This window comes from Pseudomonas caricapapayae (assembly GCF_001400735.1).
Classification (GTDB): domain Bacteria; phylum Pseudomonadota; class Gammaproteobacteria; order Pseudomonadales; family Pseudomonadaceae; genus Aquipseudomonas; species Aquipseudomonas caricapapayae.
In genome coordinates this window covers 59,678-81,725 of the sequence record NZ_LJPW01000054.1, presented here as the reverse complement: position 1 = coordinate 81,725, position 22,048 = coordinate 59,678, and the positions used below count along the sequence as shown (strand labels likewise).

Below are 22,048 nucleotides of genomic sequence, written 5' to 3'. Positions count from 1 at the left end.
GCCTGAGCGCCTCGCTGGACTTTCTCGCCCATCACTACCCCGATATTCATCTGAACGTGCTGCACCGCAGCGAACAAAACCCATCGCTGGATGCCTTGATAAAGGGCGTGGCCGATATCGTGGTTCTGCCGGCTATCGTGCTGGACGAGCATTATCTCGAGCATCATTGCTGGTCGGATCATTACGTGCTGGTGGCGGCGCGCAGTAGGCAGGAGGCGCCGCAGAGCTTCGCCGAACTGTCGCAGGTGTCACGTTACGTGGCCTGGCGGCATCCGGGCGTCGAACGCCTGCACCAGCAACTGGCATCGGCGCACGTACGGCTCAGTCAGCGCGGCGAACTGACCTGCCTGGACACGCTTCTGGATCTGGTCGCAAAACGCCATTGCATCTCGATTCTCCCCAGCGCGCTGTTGAATGGACGCTTGCGTGAACTGGAGTCGATCCCGCTTCCATTGACTGTGATGCGACACATCAGTGTCGTGGCGCGGCCGGTTTCGCTGCTGTCCAATGCCGCAACTGCAGTCATTCAGGCTCTGAAAAAGCCCACGGCCTCCATTCCTCAGCCACATTGACACTGCAAAAGCCTGTCAGCGTGCTGTCGACGAGCGTTTGACCGTGACATGAATGCAACGAATCGGGCCCTGTGGGCTCATATCCGTAGGTAATACATTCAGGACGCTCCGCCCGCGGAGCGTCTCAGTTCGCCGATTCGAGAGGAAGACTGGACGCTATGACGATACCGGACAAGCAGTACGTGGACTGGCTGGTCGAGCAATCGATGCTTAATGCTGCAAAACAGCGCGCCAAGACCTATTCAGGGCAGGGCAGGCTCTGGCAGCGTCCTTTCGCCCTTGCACGTCCCAGAGATGCATCCGCTATCGCATCGGTCTGGTTCACCGCCTATCCGGCTTCTATCGTCACCCGCGAAGGTGGCTCGGTGCTGGAAGCTCTGGGCGATGAAACCCTGTGGCATGCGTTGTCGGAGATCGGCATTCAGGGCATCCACAATGGGCCTCTGAAGTTGTCCGGCGGGCTGAAAGGCCGCGAACGGACCCCGAGTATCGATGGCAACTTCGACCGGATCAGTTTCGGCATCGACCCTGATCTGGGCACTGAAGCGCAGCTGTTAAGCCTGACGCGCATTGCCGCAGCGCATAACGCCGTGATCATCGATGACATCATCCCGTCGCACACCGGCAAGGGGGCGGACTTCCGTCTTGCCGAGCTGGCGTACGAGGATTATCCCGGCCTGTTTCATATGGTCGAGATTCGTGAGGAAGACTGGCAGTTGCTGCCTGACGTGCCGACCGGGCGCGATGCGGTCAACCTGATGCCCGACGTGGTCGATCAATTGCGCGACAAGCATTACATCGTCGGCCAGTTGCAACGAGTGATTTTCTTCGAGCCCGGCGTCAAGGAAACCGACTGGAGCGCAACCGACGTGGTGCACGGCGTCGATGGCAAGGCTCGGCGTTGGGTCTATCTGCATTACTTCAAGGATGGTCAGCCTTCATTGAACTGGCTGGACCCAAGCTTCGCCGCGCAGCAGATGATCATCGGTGACGCGCTGCATGCCATTGATGTCATGGGGGCCAGGGTATTGCGTCTGGACGCCAACGGTTTTCTCGGTGTGGAACGTCGCGCCGAAGGCACCGCCTGGTCGGAAAGCCATCCGTTGTCGATCACCGGCAACCAGCTTTTGGCCGGGGCGATCCGCAAGGCGGGCGGTTTCAGCTTTCAGGAACTGAACCTGACCATCGATGATATTGCCTCCATGGGGCAGGGTGGCGCGGATCTGTCCTACGACTTCATCACCCGACCAGCCTATCAGCATGCCCTGCTGACCGGCACCACCGAGTTCCTGCGCTTGATGCTGCGTCAGGTGCATGCGTACGGCATCGATCCGGCCTCGCTGATCCACGCCTTGCAGAATCACGATGAGCTGACTCTGGAACTGGTGCATTTCTGGACGCTGCACGCCCACGACACCTTCCATTATCAGGGCCAGACGTTCCCTGGCAATATCCTGCGCGAGCACATTCGCGAAGAGATGTACGAGAAGTTGTCCGGCGAACACGCGCCGTACAATCTCAAGTTCGTCACCAACGGCGTCTCCTGCACCACGGCGAGTATCATTACCGCGGCGCTGGGTATTCGTGATCTGAGCACGATTACTGCTGCCGACATTCAACAGATTCAGCACATTCACCTGCTGCTGGTGATGTACAACGCTATGCAGCCGGGCGTATTTGCGTTGTCGGGCTGGGACCTTGTGGGCGCGTTGACGCTCCCTGCGGAGCAGGTTGATCACCTGATGCAGGACGGCGACACTCGCTGGGTTCACCGAGGTGCCTACGATCTGGTCGATCTTGACCCGGACGCCGAGTTTTCTGCGGGCGACATGCCGCGTCCCCAGACGCTGTACGGCAGCCTGGTCAGTCAGCTGCAGCGATCTGACTCGTTTGCCTCGCAGCTCAAGAAGATTCTCGCTGTACGCCGCGCCTATGACATCGCGGCAAGTCGCCAGATTCTGATTCCCGATGTCGAGCATCCAGGGCTGCTGGTCATGGTTCATGAGCTGCCAGCCGGGAAGGGGACCCAGATCACCGCGCTTAATTTCAGTGCCGAGACCCTGGTTGAAACCCTGCACCTGCCCGGTATCGCGCCGGGTCCGGTGGTCGATATCATCAATGAACGGGTTGAAGGCGATCTGAGCGAGCAGGGCGAGTTCACTATCACACTGGACGCCTATGAAGGGCTTGCCTTGCGCGTGGTCAGCACCTTACCGATCTGACCAGCGACGCGCAGCCTGACGGGCTGCGCGTTACCATCAAGGTCAGGACCCTCCTGACTGCTGTTTCTTCAGGCGATAGGCGAACTGGGCGCGACTCAGGCCCAGCAACCGTGAGGCAGCCGCCAGGTTGCCTTCACTCTTGTCCAGTGCTTCCTGAATCAGTCGTTGTTCGAGTTCGTCGATGGAAAACGCCTGATCGGGTTGCGTCAGGTTGTCCAGCAGCGCGGCTGTGGGCGCTTGCTGCGCGTCTGAAGCGGGAAGCTGTCGCAATGCGCCTTCGTGGTTCAATGAGTAGGAATCCACGGGTAGCGGCTCATTGCGGAAAATATGCATCAGATCGATCGCCTGGCCTTCGTCGCTGGCAATCAGCCCGCGCTCGATCAGATTCTGCAACTCGCGCACGTTCCCGGCGAAGTCGTAACGCAACAGCGTTTTCAGGGCCCGCATGGTCAATCCGGCCGGCGTCCTGCCGTACTCCTGACAGAAACGTTTGAGAAAGGCATTGATCAGCAATGGAATGTCATCGCGGCGTTCGCGTAGCGGAGGCAGGGCGATCGGGTAAACGTTCAGTCGATAGAACAGGTCTTCGCGAAAATCGCCGTCGGCCACGGCCTTGCGCAGGTCAACGTTGGTTGCCGCCACAACCCGGACATTGACCCTGATGCCATGGCCGCCCCCGACACGTTCGATCTCCCGTTCCTGCAAGGCGCGCAACAGTTTGCTCTGGCCGGCCAGGCTCAAGGAAGTGATCTCGTCCAGAAACAGCGTACCGCCGTCGGCACGCTCGAAGCGCCCGGGCCTTGAATGTGTCGCCCCGGTGTAAGCCCCACGCTCGACTCCAAACAGCTCCGCCTCGATCAGGTTGTCGGGAATGGCTGCGCAGTTAAGCGCAACAAACGGGCCTTCACGGTTGCGGCTGAGCTGGTGCAACTGACGGGCAAACATTTCCTTGCCGACGCCTGACTCACCGCTGATCAATACCGTCGCCGGGGTCATGGCCACGCGTTGCAGAGCCTGGGTGGCAGCGTTGAAAGCGGCGCTTGCGCCGATCAGTGGCTGTTCGGTGCCGGTCGGCGGCTCGGGATGGTGCCTTACCTTTGCCAGCGATACGGTTTGTTCCGGGGCGGCTGACTTGACCACATTCAGGTAGCTCAAGTCTCGTTCGACATCACCCCATTGTTCCGACGTCTTGCCGACTACCCGGCAGCTCGCGTGACCCATGCCGCGGCACTCCACTTCGCGGAAAACCACCATTTGCCCGAAAAGCCCGCTGACGAAACCCATGGCATAGCCTATTTCGGTCCAGCACACCGCATCCTGTCCGATACCATACGCCGCAACATGCTCGTCGGCTTCGCAGGAGTTGTGCCAGAGAAACTCCCCTTCATAAAACCCGGACTCGGCGTCGAACTTGAAGTGCATGGGCTCGACCTTGGTCATGCCTTCCAGCGTATGCAAGTGCGTACCGGCACGAAACGCCGAGGTGGCATCAGCCAGTGGCCAGCGCTCCCGAATCAGCCGCGCATCGCGCGCCCCGGAGAGGTAGCCGGCACGGGTGAACATGCCGCGCGCCTGCTCCTGGCCCAGACGCTCGATGATTTCGCGGCGCAAGGTGCCGAACGATGAGGTGTGCAGTAACAACATCCGTTGATCGTTAAGCCATATGCGCCCGTCGTCAGGCGAGAAAAACAGGCAACTGGTCAATTCCTCGGCGGTCGGCGAGCCACTGGCGTCCGGCTGACTGCTGTCGCCCTTGGGCGAGAGGCGTTCGGTGGGGGCGGCAGGGTCGGAAAGCTCGCAGTGAGGAATTCTCATTTTTTGTATCTCGTCCTGGTATTGCTCTAAATGATCAACTGATGAGTCGGTTAATAAACATAACTTGATCAAATGAACAAGTCGGCTCAGGCGTACTTTTCGACTCGGGACGCCGGAAACACCTTTGCCATTGGCGGAGACGCCTGTTCCAGAGCGTTCCAGACGCTATATGACAAACTGTTTGCAATCCCGGCACAGGCTTTGCTCAGGCCTGTTTACGGCGCGTGCTGTCCATTGGAGTGGAGCAGGCGATTACAACCATAAAAGCCGGAGTCTGAATATGTCAGCGTCTGATGGCACCCCTCTGTTGCAGCGCGCGATTGAAGCCGAATGTGTATTCAATGGCGACTGGATTCCTTCCTTTTCTCCCTTACAGCCTGTCATCGAGCCTGCGACCGGTGAGCTGTTGATGAACACGGCCATGGCCGATGCGGCGGATATCGCCGTTGCGTGCCGGGAGGCTGCGCTTGCCCAGCCTGCCTGGGCGGCGCTGGGGCCTCGTGAAAAAGCCGAAATATTTTTGCTGGCTGCCGATCACGCGGTCTGTGCTTACGATGAACTGGCCTTGTATGTCGCACGCGAAACCGGTGGCAGCCTGCACAAGGGACAACACGAGGTGAACGAGGCCATTGTGTTGTTGCGACAAGCAGCAGGCATGCTGTCGCAGGCTCATGGCCACGGCCTGATCTTGCCCAGCGCGGCTGGCCGCCTGTCTTATGCACGGCGCGTGGCGCACGGCGTGGTAGGGGTGATTTCGCCTTTCAATTTTCCGTTGGTGCTGTCCATGCGCTCGGTCGCTCCGGCGCTTGCGGCAGGCAATGCCGTGGTGCTGAAGCCTGACCCGCAGACGCCGGTCAGTGGCGGCTTTCTGATTGCCCGGCTGTTCGAGGAAGCCGGACTGCCCAGAGGACTGTTGCAGGTGCTGCCGGGTTCGGCTGATGCAGGCGAAGCATTGTGCCGCGACACCAACGTGCAGATGATCACTTTCACAGGTTCTACCGGGGCCGGACGCAAGGTTGCCGAAGCCGCCGGGCGTAACCTGAAGAAAGTCTCGCTGGAACTGGGAGGCAAGAATCCATTGGTCATTCTTGAAGATGCCGATCTTGACCTGGCCGCCGGCAGTGCCGCGTTTGGAGCCTGGCTGCATCAGGGGCAGATCTGCATGGCCACCGGCCTGATTCTGGTTCACGAATCGATTGCCGCTGACCTGACCCGCAAGCTGGCGGACAAGGCACGGGCGCTGTCGGTCGGTAATGCCGCACGCGGCGAAGCTGCACTGGGGCCGCTGATCAACAAACGCCAGTTGCAGCACGTACATCAGGTGGTCAGCGACAGTCTGCAAGCCGGTGCGCAACTGGAAACCGGTGGTGAATACGAGGGGCTGTTCTATCGTCCTACGGTGCTAAGCGGCGTGAAGCCCGGTATGCGCGCATTCGAGGAAGAAATTTTTGGCCCGGTGGCGGTGGTGGTCAGCTTTTCGACCGACGAGGAAGCCGTCGAACTGGCCAATCGCTCTGAATATGGCCTGGCCGCTGCTGTTATTTCTCCAAATGTGGGGCGTGCAACGGCCATTGGCGACAGGCTCCGGTGCGGCATGCTGCACATCAACGACCAGACCGTGGCGGACGAGTGCATCAACTCGTTCGGCGGGCGAGGCGCGTCGGGCAACGGCGGCAGCGCAGGCAGTCCGTCGGACTGGGAGGAGTACAGCCAGTGGCAGTGGGTGACGGTGAAGAGCCAGCCTCCGGTCTATCCGTTCTGAGTGTGCCTGCGGTTTTAAATTGTATTGCAAGTAGTGTGATTCAACGACAAGACGTGATCCAACAACAATAAGAGCGCGCGACTATGAACCTGAATAACAAAACACTGATCGTTACGGGTGTGTCATCCGGTATTGGCGCTGAACTCGCGCGGGTGGCGCGCTTTCAAGGTGCCAGAGTCATTGGCATTGATCGCCATGAGCCGCAGTTGACCGTGGACGGGTTCTTTGAGGCGGACCTGGGCGATCCGGACAGTATCGATGCGCTGATCGAGCGCCTGCCAAGGCAGATCGACGCCTTGTGCAATATCGCCGGCGTACCCGGCACTGCGCCGGTCCAGACGGTAGCCCGAGTCAATTACCTCGGGCTGCGCCATCTGTCTCAGCGCCTGCTGCCACACATGGCACCGGGCGGCAGTATCGTCAACGTAGCGTCGATACTCGGTGACCAGTGGGCCAGACGGCTTGAACTGCACAAGGCACTGGCTGCCACTGAAAGCTACCGCGAAGGACAGGCGTGGCTGGCGGCCAATCCGGTGGCCCAGGAGACCTGCTATCAGTATTTCAAGGAGGCGCTGATCGTCTGGAGCTTTCAGCAATCGCAAGAATGGTTTCGCGAGCAGTCGGTGCGCGTCAATTGTGTCGCGCCGGGGCCGGTGTTCACGCCGATCCTCGGTGATTTTGTCAGCATGGTCGGCCAGGAGCGTGTCACCCGTGATGGCTTGCACATGAAGCGTCCTGCGCTGGCCGATGAGGTGGCCGAGGTGATTGCGTTTCTGTGTTCCGACGCATCGCGATGGATCAACGGTGTCAACCTGCCGGTAGACGGAGGGCTGGCAGCCTCTTACGTCTGATGGCGGCAGGCGTTACAACCCCGGCGGCGCGCTCGCGGCGTCGGGGCTATTGAAAAACAACAACAATAAGTACAGGAATCCCAAGATGCCCAAGTCTATCTTGCGTACCGTCGCGACCGTATCAATCATCGGCCTTTCATCGACCGCTTATGCCTATGACCTGCCTGGCCTCAATCTGGGCAACACCAGCTTTTACGACGGCTCGCCAGCCCCGGACGGGCCAGGCTGGTATCTGGAGGAATACCTCAACTACGCCAGGGCCGATCGTTTCAATGATGTAAATGGCAACAAGCTGCAACTTCCCAGACAGGATGTGGATGTACTGGCGGTGACCACCCAGCTCATTTATGTCAGCCAGCCGATGGACAATGGCGCGATGCCGGGGATTACCGCCATCAATACTTCACTGGCGCATGCTGATGTGGACGATGGTCTGGATAACACCGTACTAAGTTCGCGCGCAGGTTTCGGCGACCTGATCATTGGCCCGTTTCTGCAATTACCGACCCTCACTCGCGCTGATGGCAGCCCGCTGCTGACCCAGCGTATCGAGGCGGACATTGCGATTCCGGTCGGTGCCTACAATCGCAATCGCTCGATCAACCCTGGCAGTAATTTCTGGTCGTTCAACCCGTACTACGCGGCGACTTACTGGTTTTCTCCGAAGTGGTCGGCCAGCGGGCGGTTCATGTACCTGTGGAACGGCAAGAATGACGACCCGCAGGCCGGGTTCGGCAATGTCTCCGACACCCAGGCAGGTCAGGCGCTGCATGCCAACCTGACGTTGCAATACGCTGTGACCGAGCAGCTCTCTCTGGGGCTAAATGGCTATTGGCTCAAGCAGTTCACTGACACTCAGGTAGATGGCCATGATGTCAGTGGCCGCAAGGAGAAAGTCTGGGCCATCGGCCCCGGCTTCCTGTATGCCTTCAGCAAGAAGAACGTGCTGACGGTCAACAGCTACTTCGAACAGGGTGCCGAAAACCGCACCGAAGGCAACAAGGTTGTGCTGAATTTTGTGCACAAGCTGTAGGACGCTGCCGTCGGATGACTGCCGTGTCGGTGCGTTGTATTGCCACGATAGTCCGCTCAACCCCGGTTGCAGCGATGATCGCTGCGACGTGAGGCTCCATCCGCCAGGCCGCTCAGCCGGTGGCCTTGAGCGCATGCTTCCCGGCTGCGGCCGACCGGGACAGCACCACGATCGCTGCCAGTGCGGCGACCACCAGGCCTGGCGAGGTGGCCAACAGTACGCCGGCGGTTCCCGCACCGGCTCCGAGCAGATGCCCGGCAGCCAATGGACCGGCCACAGAACCGAGGCGGCCGATGGCTACCGCAGCACCGACGCCGGTGGCACGTACCAAAGTCGGGTAGGAAGGAGGGGCCAACGCGTACAGCACCAGTTGTGCGGCCATGACAAATACGCCGGCAGCAAACCCGGCAATTGCCATTGGCACGATACCGATCGATAAACCCACGCCCGCCAGTGCAGCCAGCAAACCGGCATAAACGAACAGCACGACCTTGATACCGTTGCAGCGATCCAGCAACAGCCCGCCCAGCAACGAACCCAAGGCACCGCCAATGTTGAACAGCATCTGCACCATGCCTGCCTGCGGTTTGCTGAAACCCTGGCCGATCAACAGCGACGGCAGCCAGTTGAGCAGCATGTACATCACGGTCAGCGTAAAGAAGTAGCCGACCCACAAGGCCAGTGTCGTGCGAGCCCGGCCTTCACCGAACAGCGCACTGGCACTTGAATGTCGAACAGGGCTGGCAGTCGTCTGCTGTTTAAAGGCGCTGGATTCGGGCAGCGACAGGATCATCAGCGGTACTACCAGCAAAGGCACCAGACCGCCAATGATGAAGGTTGTCTGCCAGTGGTCGCTGGTAAACATCGCGACAACCGCCGCCAGCGCACCGCCGAGCGGAACGCCTGCGTACATGACGCTGATGGCGAGCCCTCGGTGGCGCTCGCCGACTGCTTCGGCGCACAGCGCGATCAGGTTGGGCAGTGCAGCCCCCAGCCCCAGGCCGGTCATGAAGCGCACCAGTAACAGCGCGGAAAAGCTTTCGACGTAAGCGGTGCTCAGAGAAAAGACCCCGAACAGCAGCACTGCGCTGACCAGAATCTTCTTGCGGCCAATCCGGTCGGCGATCCAGCCACCAAAAAAAGCACCTGGCAGCAGGCCAATGATGCCGGCACTGAATACCCAGCCCATCATTTTCGGGTCAAGGGCAAAGCTCTGACGCAGTCCTGCGGCGGCTGTTCCGGCAGCCTGCAGGTCGAACCCTTCGATGAGCGCGACGATAAAACACAAGACGATGGTCAGCGTCGAACGACGCAATGAACTGTTCATGGCAAGCCTCGTTGTTGTTTTTGTTGTGGAGAAAAGCCTGTTTCCGGGCGCCGGCTACGGCGTTGTGACAGGTACGATCAAGGTAACAAAAATAACTAAAAAGTGAATCTGCGCCGACATTTCAGGAGAATCAGGGTTTATTCATTTAGAAACATTGGGTTAGGTCGTCAGGTCGAGCGTGCCGATCAACTAGTTAATTATATTAACGTTCGATTATCGAACAGTCTGGATTGACGTCGATACCGAATCCTTCAATTCTCTGTCCACGGGCCTGCAGCGAATCGCCGGACCGAATCCAAAAACAACAACAATAAGTGGACAACTGACATGCCAACGCTCACTCGTGGTACAGCAAGCGCTGTGTCAGCGCGCTTTTTTCGTGGGAAAAATTGCAGCCTTGCACTGGGCCTGCTGGGCATCAGCGCTATCCCCGATCCTGCACAGGCTCAGGGTTTTATCGATGACAGCCACGGCACTCTGACGCTGCGTAATTACTACATGGACCGTGATTACAAGGACGATGGCACCAAGACTGCCATTCGGGAGTGGGCGCAAGGGTTCATCTTCAATGCCGAGTCCGGGTTTACACAAGGGCCGGTAGGTTTCGGCCTTGATGCGCGAACGCTGATAGGCATAAAGCTTGATTCCTCGCCAGACCGCAGCGGCACCGAGCTGTTGCCGGTATCCGCCAGCGACGGGCGGGCTGCTGACGAATATTCCCGATTGGCCCTGACGGGCAAGCTGAAATTTCGCGAGACGACCGTCAAGACTGGCGATGTGTCGATTTTCCTGCCGTTCGCCTTCGCCAGCCCCTCACGTCTTCTGCCACAGACCTTTCGTGGCACCACAGTGACCTCAAAGGAAATCGACAATCTGACCTTCAATGCGGGCTATATCGACCGGGTCAACAAGCGCGACTCCAGCAACTATCAGGCGATCACCATCGCCGCGCCGAACCGTCGCTTCAACGGTGCAGCAACGTCCTCGCACATGGCCTACGCCGGGGGCGACTATCAGGTCGACAAGGAACTGAGCATTCGTGCCTATCACGCCGAGGTGGATGACCTCTATACGCAGAACACGCTCGCGCTGCTGCAAAAACTGGCGATCGGCGATGGCGTACTGACCACTGATCTGCGGAGCTTTTTCAGTCGCGACACGGGGAGTGCGAAAGCCGGGGAAGTGGATAACCAGAACCTCTCGGCGCTACTGGGCTACAAGTGGGGAGGACACAGCGTCAGTCTCGGCTATATGCATTCGAGTGGCGATACGGCTACGCCCTATGTATCGGGAACCGAACTGATGGGCTTGAGCGAGATGACCATGAGTTCTGACTTTCTCAATGCCAGGGAGCGCACCTGGCAAGCCATTTACGACTATGACTTCACTGCTGTCGGCCTTGTCGGGCTACGCAGCCGGCTGCGTTATGTGCGGGGCGACAACATCGAGCTGGCTGCTTTCAATGCCGACGATCGCAAGGAACGTGAGTTTCAGATGGAGCTGGGTTACGTCGTTCAAAGCGGCCCGCTGAAGAATATCGGCTTGCTGGCGCGCAAGTCGATCTACCGCAACGACTTCCCGGCAGGTGCAGCCTTTCGTGATGAAAACCAGACGCGTTTCATTGTGCAGTACAGTTTGCCGCTCTGGTGATCAGCCGGTCATCGATGGCAGGACCTGCCGTCGATAACTTGCTCTTACGACTGATAAACCTTTTTCAGCAGCCTGAGCAGGTCCTGGCGTTCCTTGTCATCCAGCGCTGAAGTGGAATCAAGATCGCTGTCGGCGGCGATCTGTTTCAGTTCGCGCAGCAATGTTTCACCACTCTTGCTGAGAAAGATGCCATACGAGCGTTTGTCCGGTTTGCAACGAACCCGTACGGCTAGCGCGCGCTCCTCGAGTTTGTTCAGCAACGGTACGACCTGGGGCGGCTCGATCGCCAGCGCCTTGGCCAGATCAGCCTGCATCAGGCCGGGGGTCTGCTCGATGATCGCCAGCGCCGAGAACTGCGCGGGGCGCAAGTCGTGGGAGGACAGGCGACTGATCAGGTTCTGGAACAGCTTGAGCTGTGCCCGGCGCATGGCATAACCGATCAGATCATCCAGCGCAGAATCCGTTGGCAAAGCTGCCTCGGCGACCTGTGTGGGGGCCTGGCAAATGTCGGCAATGTCGGATGGCTTGGCCATTGAAAGTGCAGTCCTTTTGATGGGGTGGGTCAAACAGCCGATCAGTTTGCCGAGGTTAGCGAACGATAGCTATGGGGTATACGTGACTGTGACCAGCCTGTACGGGCAGAGTGCCGATTTTTTGATTAATATTAATAACAGTTAATTGACATAACTATATTTGCGGTTTAGCGTTGAGCTATCGTCAAGTCAAGAACAAGAGAGTATCGCCATGAGCAAGTACGAAGGTCGCTGGACAACCGTCAAGGTCGAGATCGAGCAGGGCATCGCGTGGGTCATCCTTAACCGGCCCGAAAAGCGCAACGCCATGAGCCCGACGCTGAACCGCGAAATGATCGATGTACTGGAAACACTCGAGCAGGATCCCGAGGCGGGCGTGTTGGTGTTGACCGGCGCCGGTGAGGCCTGGACCGCTGGAATGGACCTCAAGGAATACTTTCGCGAGGTGGATGCAGGGCCGGAAATTCTTCAGGAAAAAATCCGTCGTGAAGCCTCCCAGTGGCAGTGGAAGATGCTGCGCATGTACGCCAAGCCCACCATCGCAATGGTCAATGGCTGGTGCTTCGGCGGTGGTTTCAGCCCTCTGGTGGCATGTGACCTGGCGATCTGCGCCGATGAAGCGACCTTTGGCCTGTCGGAGATCAACTGGGGCATTCCGCCCGGCAACCTGGTGAGCAAGGCGATGGCCGACACGGTGGGCCATCGTCAGTCGCTGTACTACATCATGACCGGTAAAACCTTCGACGGTAAGAAAGCCGCTGAAATGGGACTGGTCAATGAGAGCGTGCCGCTGGCACAGCTGCGCCAGGTGACTATCGATCTGGCCCTTAATCTGCTGGAAAAGAATCCGGTGGTGTTGCGCGCCGCGAAGCATGGCTTCAAGCGCTGCCGCGAACTGACCTGGGAGCAGAACGAAGACTACCTGTATGCCAAGCTCGATCAATCGCGCCTGCTGGACAAGGAAGGCGGCCGCGAGCAGGGCATGAAGCAATTCCTCGACGACAAGAGCATCAAGCCAGGCCTGGAGGCGTACAAACGGTAGATGCGAACCATACGCATCGGTGATGCGGCGTTGAAAACAGGCTCGGAATGCAAGCGTAACACTTTGAGTTTCAAGCGTGCAGCTTGAAACTCGTAGCGCCTCTGAACACTAATAATAAAGAGGAATCACCATGCTGGACGTGCAACTGCTGATCGGCGGCCGGTCGTGCCCCGCCCATGATGGACGTACATTTGAACGCTGCAATCCGGTGACCGGCGACGTGGTATCGCGTGTCGCCGCTGCGACTCTCGACGATGCCGATGCGGCAGTCGCGGCCGCCCAGGCTGCTTTCCCTGTCTGGGCGGCGCTGGCACCGGGTGAGCGTCGTGATCGCCTGCTCAAGGCTGCCGGGCAGTTGCAGGCCCGCAGCGGTGAATTTATTGCCGCTGCAGGAGAAACCGGGGCGATGGCCAATTGGTACGGCTTCAATGTACAACTGGCCGCCAGCATGCTGCGCGAAGCCGCGTCCATGACCACACAGATAACCGGTGAAGTCATTCCCTCCAACGTCCCCGGCAATTTTGCCATGGCGCTGCGCCAGCCCTGCGGAGTCGTGCTCGGTATCGCTCCATGGAACGCTCCGGTGATCCTGGCTACCCGCGCCATCGCCATGCCGCTTGCCTGCGGCAATACCGTGGTACTCAAGGCGTCGGAGCTCAGCCCGGCGGTGCACCGTCTGATCGGTCAGGTATTGCAGGATGCCGGACTGGGTGATGGCGTGGTCAACGTGATCAGCAATGCGCCGGACGATGCTGCGGCGATAGTCGAGCGCCTGATTGCCAATCCGGCTGTACGGCGGGTCAATTTCACCGGGTCGACGCATGTAGGGCGCATCGTCGGTGAGCTTTCGGCACGCCACCTTAAACCTGCCTTGCTGGAGCTGGGTGGCAAGGCACCGTTTCTGGTGCTGGATGACGCTGATCTCGACGCTGCGGTAGAAGCGGCAGCATTTGGTGCGTATTTCAATCAGGGTCAGATCTGCATGTCCACCGAACGACTGATCGTTGATCAGAAAGTGGCCGATGCGTTCGTGATGAAACTGACGGCCAAGATCGAGACACTGCGTGCCGGCGATCCGCAGGACAGCGAATCGGTGCTGGGTTCGCTGGTAGATGTGGGCGCTGGCACACGCATCAAAGGCCTGATCGACGACGCCGTCAATCTTGGCGCAACGCTGCTGGCGGGCGGGCAACTGCAGGGCAGTATTCTGCAACCGACGCTCCTCGACGGCGTAACGGACAGCATGCGTCTGTACCGTGAAGAGTCCTTCGGCCCGGTTGCCGTGGTCCTTCGCGGTAGCGGTGACGAGGCGTTGTTGCGGCTGGCCAACGATTCGGAATTCGGCCTTTCAGCGGCGATTTTCAGCCGTGACACCGGCCGGGCGCTGGCACTGGCGCAACGGATCGAGTCCGGTATCTGCCATATCAACGGCCCGACAGTGCATGACGAGGCGCAAATGCCATTCGGTGGCGTGAAGTCCAGCGGTTATGGCAGTTTCGGCGGCAAGGCTTCCGTCGAGCACTTTACCCAGTTGCGCTGGGTGACCTTGCAAAACGGGCCACGACATTACCCGATCTGAATCCTCCGGAGCTGGCTTCAACGGCCTGTTGCAAGAGACCGTGTCGCCAGCAAATCAGGCATAACAATAACGAGGCTGCAGCCTGGTCCTGCTACGCCCGGCCCTAACCGCTGCAAGCCGTTCGGTGTCTGCGCACCTTGATGGAGAGAATGCACGTGAGTTCCGATATCAGATCATCAACGCTGCACAGTGAAGACAGCCTGCCGCGCTATCGCCAGGTCTCCATCGGCCACCCGCCCATCGAGGTGCGGGAAGAGCAGGGCATTCTGCACATGCGCGCCCTTGAACCCCTGGATCCATTGCCCGACCGATTGCTTGACCGGCTGGTGCACTGGGCCCGCTTGCGCCCGCAACAGACCTTTATTGCCGCCCGCGACAGCCGTGGCGGCTGGCGCAAGGTCAGTTACGCCGACATGCTGAATGACGTGCGCGCTGTCGCGCAGGGCCTGCTGGCTTACGGGCTGTCAGCCGAGCGGCCGCTGGCGCTGCTGTCAGGTAACGATATCGAGCATTTGCAGCTTGCTCTGGGGGCCATGTACGCGGGAATTCCCTACTGCCCGGTATCACCGGCGTACTCGGTGATGTCGCAGGATTTCGCCAAATTACGTCACGTCTGCGACGTTTTGCAGCCCGGGCTGGTATTTGTCAGCGACGCCGCGCCGTTTCAGCGCGCCATCGACGCGGTCATCCCGGTGGATACTCCCGTTATCACGGTACGCGGTCAGCTCACTGGCCGGCATAACCTGAGCTTTTCCAGCCTCTTGGAACAGCCGGGGGGCAGTGAAGCCGAGGCTGCTTTCCAGGCCAGCGGTCCGGACAGTATCGCCAAGTTCCTTTTCACGTCCGGGTCGACCAAACTGCCCAAGGCGGTAGTGACCACCCAGCGCATGCTGTGTGCCAATCAGCAGATGTTGCTGCAGACCTTCCCGGTGTTCGGCGAAGAGCCGCCGGTACTGGTCGACTGGCTGCCGTGGAACCACACCTTCGGCGGCAGTCACAACCTCGGCATCGTGCTCTACAACGGCGGCACGTTCTATCTGGATAATGGCAAACCGACGGCTCAGGGTTTTGCCGAGACATTGCGCAATCTCAAGGAAATCTCGCCCACCGCTTACCTGACCGTGCCCAAGGGCTGGGAAGAGCTGGTCAACGCCCTTGAGCAGGACGCCGAACTGCGCGACCGATTCTTCTCGCGCATGAAACTGTTCTTCTTCGCTGCTGCCGGCTTGTCACAAAGTATCTGGGACCGCCTCGACCGGGTCGCCGAGCAACATTGTGGCGAGCGCATCCGCATGATGGCCGGGCTGGGCATGACCGAAGCCGCGCCGTCCTGCACCTTCACTACCGGACCCTTATCGATGGCCGGGTACATCGGTTTGCCCGCACCCGGATGCGAAGTCTGTCTGGTGCCGGTGGATGGCAAGCTCGAAGGGCGTTTTCGCGGCCCGCACATCATGCCGGGTTACTGGCGCTCGCCGCAGCAGACTGCCGAGGTGTTCGACGAAAACGGTTTCTACTGCTCCGGCGATGCGATCAAGCTTGCCGATCCTTCGGCACCCGAACTGGGCCTGATGTTCGACGGGCGTCTGGCTGAGGATTTCAAGTTGTCGTCCGGCGTGTTTGTCAGTGTCGGGCCGATGCGCAACCGCGCAGTGCTGGAAGGCTCGCCTTACGTCCAGGATGTCGTCATCACCGCGCCTGATCGCGAATGCCTGGGCGCGCTGGTGTTTCCGAGGTTGCATGAGTGTCGACAATTGGCCGGGCTGGAGACACAGGCTACTGATGCGCAGGTACTGGCCAGTGCGCCGGTGCGTGCTTGGTTTGCCGACTGGCTGGCGCGCTTGAATCGAGGCGCGAATGGCAACGCCAGCCGCCTGGAGTGGATCGTGCTGTTGGCTGAACCTGCGTCCATCGACCGCGGCGAAATCACCGACAAGGGGTCGATCAACCAGCGCGCTGTGTTGCAGTGGCGCGCAGATAAGGTCGAAGCACTTTATCGTGATCAGGACCCGGACAAGTTACGGGCAGAGCTGAACTCATGAGCAGTGGCGGGCACTATTCGGCGTACAGCGACGTGGCCATTGTCGAGGCTGTGCGCACACCCTGGGTCGACCTGGGTGGCGCTCTAGGGCATGTCTCGCCCATCGATCTGGGTATAAAGGTCGGTCGTGAGGTACTGACGCGTGCTGCCGTCGACTCGCGTCAGGTCGACAGCGTATTGACCGGGTCTATGGCGCAAGCCAGTTTCGACGCCTACCTGCTGCCCCGGCACATAGGCCTGTACAGCGGCGTGGCGCAAAGCGTTCCTGCGCTGGGAGTGCAAAGGATCTGCGCGACAGGTTTGGAATTGTTGCGCCAGGCTGCTCAGCACCTGAGCGAGGGCGGGCAGATGGCGCTGTGCGTCGCTGCCGAATCCATGTCGCGTAACCCGATTGCGGCCTATACCCACCGCGACGGCTTCCCGTTGGGCGGCACGGTGCAGTTCAAGGACTTTCTCTGGGAAGCACTGTACGACCCCGCACCGGCGATGGACATGATCGCCACCGCGGACAACCTCGCGAAACGTTACGGGCTGGGCCGTGAAGCCGTGGATGGCTATGCATTGCTCAGCCATCAACGGGCACTGCAATCGCAGCTTGCCGGCAAATGGACTGGCGAAATTGTGCCGGTCCGCAGTGAAGGCTTCGAACTGGAGGGGTATCAGCCGCGTGGCATCCAGTTGCCGCGAGGGGTTGAAGCGGTCACACAGGACAGTCACCCGCGAGCGACCAATCTGGCCGCGTTATCCCGTTTACGTGCCATTCATGCCGATGGCGTACAGACCGCAGGCAATAGCTGTGCAGTGGTCGACGGCGCGGCGGCCGCATTGATAGGCCGTGCGTCGCAGTCAAAAGGACCGGTACTGGCGCACCTGCTGGCCAGCGCCGTGGTTGGCGTCGCTCCAGAACTCATGGGCATAGGCCCGACGCCTGCGATCCGGTTGTTATTGCAGCGCAGCGGCCTGACGCTGAGCGACATCGGCCGGCTGGAAATCAACGAAGCGCAGGCGGCCCAGATTCTGGCAGTGACCCGGACACTGGATCTGGACAGCGAAAGGCTCAACTGTCTGGGTGGCTCACTGGGTCTGGGGCACCCGTTGGCAGCCACCGGGCTACGCCTGATCATGACCCTGGCCCGGCAACTGCGTGAGGAAAACCTGCGCTACGGCATCGCCGCTGCCTGTGTTGGCGGGGGGCAGGGCATGGCGTTGCTGATCGAGAATCCGGCGTTTTCGGGCTGATAAGCCTGCGTTTTTGTCCATGACTCGAAAGCGACATTCGGCCATTCAAGGCACTGCTCTGACACAGGCCATCCGTTAGCGCTTGACCGAATCGAAGCGAACAGTGAATCTCGCACCTCTCGACACTACGGAACTCCGTCTATGCGTGCCCTCGCTGAGCTTTCTTTCGATTTCGTCTGGCATTTGATGTTCACGGATGACGAGCAGCTCGACCAGGATCTGGCGGTGCGCTCGCTGGAAAGTCTTTCCGACTGTTTTTCGATGATGTCCGAAGAAGAGAAAAGGGCGTTCATCGCGGTTGCGCATGAACGCAAAGCGCGTCTTTTCGCAGTGCCTGATGCCGACGGCTACTCGCCGCTAAGACTGGTGACCGAAGAGCAGGCGCAGTTTCTCGATCATGTGGTATCCGGTCAGTTCTTTCGCCAGTTCGAAGAGCCCGTCACGGTCGACACAAGCGACCGCGTGGTACCGATTCGCCGCTGAGCGGATGCCGGTCTGGTAATTATTCCACGGTGGTTTCCGGCAACCTGGCCATCACCTTGATTTTCAGGTCAAAGCCGTAAAGCCATTCGCACGCAATTGGCAGTAATGTGGCCCGGCTCAAACGTGGCCCGGCTCAACGGCGTGCAGAAAGTTGCTGCGGTGCCAGAAATGCATCGTGGAAATAATTACGGAATGCCTGCATCGCCGGGCTCAATTCGCGTTCGCGGTGCCAGGCCAGGCCCACGCTCATCGGAGTGACTGTATCGGTAACGGTCATCGTTTCAATACGTTTGCCTTCCAGCGACCAGGGACGATGCACCAGGTCGGAAAGAATCGCTACGCCGCTGCCGTTGGCGACCATGCTGCGCACCGCTTCCACCGAGCTGGTCCGTACTCTCACGGCAGGCCGCTGGGCGGCCAGTTCCCAGTAACGCATGGCACTTTGCTCCGCTTCGTCGACGGTCAGCAGGATATACGGCTCCTGCGCCACATCGGCCAGACTTACGGCGGCGCGCTGGCACAGCGGATGGTGGCTGGACAGCCACAATCGGCGTTCGGAATTGAATAGCGTCTCCGAGATGATATCCGGGTGAGTGATGTTGGCCGTAAGCACCACCGCCATATCGAATTGGCCCTCCAGCAGGCCCTGTTCGATGGCGTGCCGTTCCCGTTCATGAACTTCGATGGCCACGTCCGGGTGCCAATGTTCCAGCCGCTGCAGGTGATGCGGCAGGAAGTAGCCAATCACGGTATAGCTCGCAGCCAGGCGCAAGACGCCGCTGGCACGCACGTCGGGTAGCGGGCTGTTCAGTGCGTCGTCGACGCTGCGCTGAATCACGTAGGCGCGGTTGAGAAAATGCCGGCCCGCTTCGGTCAGGTTCATGCCTTGCGCCGAGCGCTGAAACAACAGCGTACCGAGCATGCTCTCCAGTTCCTTGATCGCCGTGGTAACCGCTGACTGGGAAATGTTCAGATGGATAGCCGCCTGCGAGATCTGCCCGATCTCGGCAGTTGCCACAAAATAGCGGACTTGGCGCAGGGTAAGGGACATAAGCACTCCAAATAGGCATTGCACGGAGCAGGGTATCTGTTTTTCAGAAGATGGCGTATCTGTTAATAGATCTACCCAAGGGGTGCGAGTGAATCTAACGTGCTTTGCATGAAGCCGGACAGTCCCTTGCCCGGCCAGCCCTCAGGAGCAACAGCCATGCAGGTGGATTTCAACTCGGACATGGGTGAGAGCTTTGGCGCGTGGACCATTGGTGACGGCGTCGATACTGAATTGATGACTTTTATCAGCTCGGCCAATATTGCTACCGGTTTTCACGCGGGTGATCCCGGCACCATGCGCCGCACTGTCGAGCAGGCGAAACGTCTGGGCGTTGCCATCGGTGCACACCCGGGTTTCCGCGATCTGGTCGGTTTTGGACGGCGGCATATCAACTCGACGCCTCAGGAACTGGTCGATGACATGCTTTACCAACTGGGGGCCCTGCGAGAGCTGGCACGGGCTCAGGGCGTGGCATTGCAGCATTTCAAACCTCATGGGGCTTTGTACATGCACCTGGCCAGGGACGAGGCAGCAGCCCGACTGCTGGTCGAGAACCTGCAACGCCTGGAGCCCGGGTTACTGCTTTACTGCATGCCCGGTTCGGTGATCTGCAGGATTGCCGAGGAGCTGGGCCAGCCAGTGATTCGCGAGTTCTACGCTGATCGCGATTACGACCTCAGCGGCTCGATCGTTTTTACCCGCAACGTCCGGTCCCTGGACCCTACCGAAGTCGCAGCGCGCGTGGTTCGCGCTTGCCTGCAAGGGCTGGTGCGCACCGTCGAGGGTGAGGACCTGAATATCGAATTTGATTCGATCTGCCTGCACAGCGACACACCGGGCGCGCTGGACCTCGCCGAGGCGACCCGCAAGGCGCTGGACGCGGCAGGTATCAAGGTGCGTGCGCCGCGCTGAGTCAAATGGCATCGTGCGCGCAGATGCACGAGCCGTATCACTGATGTTTGCCTGCCGTTCTACAACGATTTCAAGAAAGGAACAGACATGGCTGATCCGATTCGCTACAGCTTTGGCGCTGATGAACATTTGTTCGCCGAGGTCAGTGACAGTATGTCGCTGGAGGCATTTTTCAAGGGGCTGGCGGTAACCCGTGCGGTCGAGCGCCTGGCGCTGGACGGTGTGCTGGACGTGTGCCTGGCCAATGCTTCGTTCCAGATCCGCTTCGACCCGGACCGTATTGCACCTCAGGCATTGCTCGAAGCGGTAAGAGCTGCCGAGGCCGGTGCGGTCGCTGAGCGTACCCTGCAAACCCGAATCATCGAAATTCCGGTGCTTTACAACGATCCGTGGACCCATGAAACCCTGATGCGTTTCCGTGACCGCCACCAGGACCCGGGTTCGACGGACTTGGAATACGCTGCGCGGATCAATAATCTGGCGGATGTCGATGCCTTTATTGCTGCTCATAGCGGCGCGCCGTGGTTCGTCTCGATGGTCGGTTTTGTGGCCGGTCTGCCGTTCATGTTTCAGATGGTCGAACGCGAGCGCCAACTGCAAGTGCCCAAATACCTGCGGCCACGTACCGATACACCCAAGCTTACGCTGGGTCACGGCGGCTGCTTCGGCTGCATCTACTCGGTGCGCGGAGCAGGTGGTTACCAGATGTTCGGCGTCACGCCCGCTCCGATCTACGATCCGCAGCAGGGTCTGGCCTATCTGCAGGAGCACATGGTGTTTTTCCGGCCGGGCGACATCGTCCAGTTCAAACCGGTTGATCGGGACACCTATGATACGGCCGTTGCAGAGGTCGAAGCCGGACGCTTCGATTTGCGGATTCGTCCGGTCGAGTTTTCCCTGGATGCCTTTCTGGCTGATCCCGCTGGTTATCCCAAGTCGTTGCAGGAGGTGCTGGCATGATCAAGGTGCTCAAACCCGGTCTGGCGACCTCGGTGCAGGATCTTGGCCGCGAGGGCTATTACCATCTGGGCATCCCGCCGTCCGGTGCGCTGGATCAATATGCGCTCAGCGCCGCCAATCGACTGGTAGGCAACCCGCCAGGCGCTGCGGGGCTTGAATGCACGTTGCTGGGGCCGGAGCTGGAGTTCCAGTGCGACACATTGGCAGCCGTCTGCGGCGCGCACATGGCGGCACGTCTCGACGGTGTGGAGATGCACCACGACACCGCCTTTGCCGTAAAAGCCGGGCAGGTACTGCGTTTCGATTTCCCCAAAGACGGTGCGCGCGCCTACCTGGCCGTTGCGGGCGGTATTGATGTGCCGCTGGTGCTGGGCAGCCGATCCACTTATACCCTGGGCGCGCTTGGCGGTTTTGAGGGGCGGCGCCTGATGGCTGATGACCGGTTGCCGATCGGCGTTCCCGGCGGCAAGGGCCGTGCCGGGGCCAGCCTGCCGATGGCGTTGCGACAGTCTTTGGGTGGGGAGGTGTATCTGCGTGTAGTGCCGGGTCTGTATTACGAACGCCTGACCGAGTTCGCAGCCACCAGTTTTTTCTCTGAGCCCTGGAGCGTAGGCTCGGAAGCCGACCGTATCGGCTACCGCTTCAAGGGTGGCAGGGCATTGACGTTTCAGCCTCGGGAACAGCCTTTCGGGGCAGGTTCGGACCCCTCGAATATCGTCGACAGCTGTTATCCGATAGGTTCGATCCAGGTCCCTGCCGGGCTGGAGCCGATCGTGTTGCACCGCGATGCGGTGTCTGGCGGAGGCTACGCCATGATCGGCACCGTGATCAGTGCCGACCTCGATCTGATCGGTCAGATGCAACCCAATCAGAAAGCCCGGTTCGTGGCGGTAACGCTTGAAGAGGCCCTGGAGGCACGGAAGTCATACAAGAAGAAGCTGGCGTGCCTGAGCAAACTGTTTCCCGACTAGGAACA

18 protein-coding genes are annotated in these 22,048 nt (G+C 59.8%); 14 read left to right on the top strand and 4 right to left on the bottom strand.

From position 1 onward, the window contains the following. Nucleotides 1-2 precede the first annotated feature (2 nt). Together ALO80_RS07545 and treS are read left to right on the top strand one after the other, a co-directional pair. Entirely contained in the window at nt 3-572 is a 570-nt protein-coding gene (locus ALO80_RS07545) for a LysR substrate-binding domain-containing protein (protein ID WP_235812457.1), read from the top strand. A gap of 158 nt (nt 573-730) precedes the next feature. Next, nucleotides 731-2,794 (top strand): maltose alpha-D-glucosyltransferase, encoded by a 2,064-nt coding sequence (gene treS, locus ALO80_RS07540; RefSeq protein ID WP_055008506.1) that lies wholly within the window; start codon nt 731-733, stop codon nt 2,792-2,794. Between the two features lie 42 nt (nt 2,795-2,836). Here the strand turns inward: treS and ALO80_RS07535 are convergent, their stop codons facing one another. Further along, the gene (locus ALO80_RS07535) at nt 2,837-4,609 is read right to left on the bottom strand and encodes a sigma-54-dependent Fis family transcriptional regulator (protein ID WP_055008505.1); all 1,773 of its coding nucleotides are present in this window, start codon (nt 4,607-4,609) and stop codon (nt 2,837-2,839) included. Between the two features lie 280 nt (nt 4,610-4,889). Between ALO80_RS07535 and ALO80_RS07530 the strand changes: the two genes are divergently transcribed. The 3 genes from ALO80_RS07530 to ALO80_RS07520 all read left to right on the top strand — a co-directional run bounded on the left by ALO80_RS07530 (nt 4,890) and on the right by ALO80_RS07520 (nt 8,255). After that, nucleotides 4,890-6,371, top strand: coding sequence for a benzaldehyde dehydrogenase (locus tag ALO80_RS07530; RefSeq protein ID WP_055008504.1), 1,482 nt, complete (start codon nt 4,890-4,892; stop codon nt 6,369-6,371). 83 nt (nt 6,372-6,454) lie between these two features. Beyond that, nucleotides 6,455-7,222, top strand: coding sequence for a coniferyl-alcohol dehydrogenase (locus ALO80_RS07525; protein WP_055008503.1), 768 nt, complete (start codon nt 6,455-6,457; stop codon nt 7,220-7,222). A gap of 85 nt (nt 7,223-7,307) precedes the next feature. Beyond that, the gene (locus ALO80_RS07520) at nt 7,308-8,255 is read left to right on the top strand and encodes a SphA family protein (protein ID WP_055008502.1); all 948 of its coding nucleotides are present in this window, start codon (nt 7,308-7,310) and stop codon (nt 8,253-8,255) included. 112 nt (nt 8,256-8,367) lie between these two features. Here the strand turns inward: ALO80_RS07520 and mhpT are convergent, their stop codons facing one another. Further along, a complete protein-coding gene (mhpT, locus tag ALO80_RS07515; protein WP_055008501.1) occupies nt 8,368-9,582 on the bottom strand; it encodes a 3-(3-hydroxy-phenyl)propionate transporter MhpT in 1,215 nt (404 codons plus the stop codon). A 327-nt stretch (nt 9,583-9,909) separates the two neighbouring features. Here mhpT and ALO80_RS07510 point away from each other — a divergent pair, with 327 nt between their 5' ends. Next, nucleotides 9,910-11,232: an OprD family porin gene (locus ALO80_RS07510; RefSeq protein WP_055008500.1), complete on the top strand. Its 1,323-nt coding sequence runs from the start codon at nt 9,910-9,912 to the stop codon at nt 11,230-11,232. Nucleotides 11,233-11,276: 44 nt separating this feature from the next. Here ALO80_RS07510 and ALO80_RS07505 read toward each other — a convergent pair whose 3' ends face one another. Further along, nucleotides 11,277-11,765 carry a MarR family winged helix-turn-helix transcriptional regulator gene (locus ALO80_RS07505; RefSeq protein WP_055005022.1) on the bottom strand — a complete coding sequence of 163 codons (489 nt, stop codon included), beginning with the start codon at nt 11,763-11,765 and terminating at the stop codon, nt 11,277-11,279. Between the two features lie 211 nt (nt 11,766-11,976). Between ALO80_RS07505 and ALO80_RS07500 the strand changes: the two genes are divergently transcribed. The 5 genes from ALO80_RS07500 (at nt 11,977) to ALO80_RS07480 (ending at nt 18,149) form a co-directional block, all read left to right on the top strand. Continuing rightward, on the top strand, nt 11,977-12,807 hold the full coding sequence (locus tag ALO80_RS07500; protein WP_054987395.1) for a p-hydroxycinnamoyl CoA hydratase/lyase: 831 nt from the start codon (nt 11,977-11,979) through the stop codon (nt 12,805-12,807). A gap of 130 nt (nt 12,808-12,937) precedes the next feature. Then, nucleotides 12,938-14,386, top strand: coding sequence for an aldehyde dehydrogenase (locus ALO80_RS07495; RefSeq protein ID WP_055008499.1), 1,449 nt, complete (start codon nt 12,938-12,940; stop codon nt 14,384-14,386). A 155-nt stretch (nt 14,387-14,541) separates the two neighbouring features. Beyond that, complete coding sequence (locus tag ALO80_RS07490; RefSeq protein ID WP_055008586.1) at nt 14,542-16,428, top strand: feruloyl-CoA synthase; 1,887 nt, start codon at nt 14,542-14,544, stop codon at nt 16,426-16,428. Further along, nucleotides 16,425-17,666: a thiolase family protein gene (locus ALO80_RS07485; protein WP_055008498.1), complete on the top strand. Its 1,242-nt coding sequence runs from the start codon at nt 16,425-16,427 to the stop codon at nt 17,664-17,666. The genes ALO80_RS07490 and ALO80_RS07485 overlap by 4 nt, the downstream gene beginning before the upstream one ends. 141 nt (nt 17,667-17,807) lie before the next feature. After that, nucleotides 17,808-18,149: a hypothetical protein gene (locus ALO80_RS07480; RefSeq protein WP_055008497.1), complete on the top strand. Its 342-nt coding sequence runs from the start codon at nt 17,808-17,810 to the stop codon at nt 18,147-18,149. Nucleotides 18,150-18,282: 133 nt separating this feature from the next. On the opposite strand, the gene ALO80_RS07475 is transcribed toward ALO80_RS07480, so the two are convergent. Next, nucleotides 18,283-19,200, bottom strand: a complete 918-nt coding sequence (locus ALO80_RS07475) for a LysR family transcriptional regulator (protein WP_055008496.1) — start codon at nt 19,198-19,200, stop codon at nt 18,283-18,285. Between the two features lie 156 nt (nt 19,201-19,356). On the opposite strand from ALO80_RS07475, the gene ALO80_RS07470 reads away from it, so the two are divergent. From ALO80_RS07470 to ALO80_RS07460, 3 genes are all read left to right on the top strand, one after another. Beyond that, nucleotides 19,357-20,112 (top strand): 5-oxoprolinase subunit PxpA, encoded by a 756-nt coding sequence (locus ALO80_RS07470; protein WP_055008495.1) that lies wholly within the window; start codon nt 19,357-19,359, stop codon nt 20,110-20,112. Between the two features lie 87 nt (nt 20,113-20,199). Then, nucleotides 20,200-21,072, top strand: a complete 873-nt coding sequence (locus tag ALO80_RS07465; protein ID WP_055008494.1) for a 5-oxoprolinase subunit B family protein — start codon at nt 20,200-20,202, stop codon at nt 21,070-21,072. Next, on the top strand, nt 21,069-22,043 hold the full coding sequence (locus ALO80_RS07460) for a 5-oxoprolinase subunit C family protein (protein WP_055008493.1): 975 nt from the start codon (nt 21,069-21,071) through the stop codon (nt 22,041-22,043). The genes ALO80_RS07465 and ALO80_RS07460 overlap by 4 nt, the downstream gene beginning before the upstream one ends. Nucleotides 22,044-22,048: the final 5 nt, after the last annotated feature.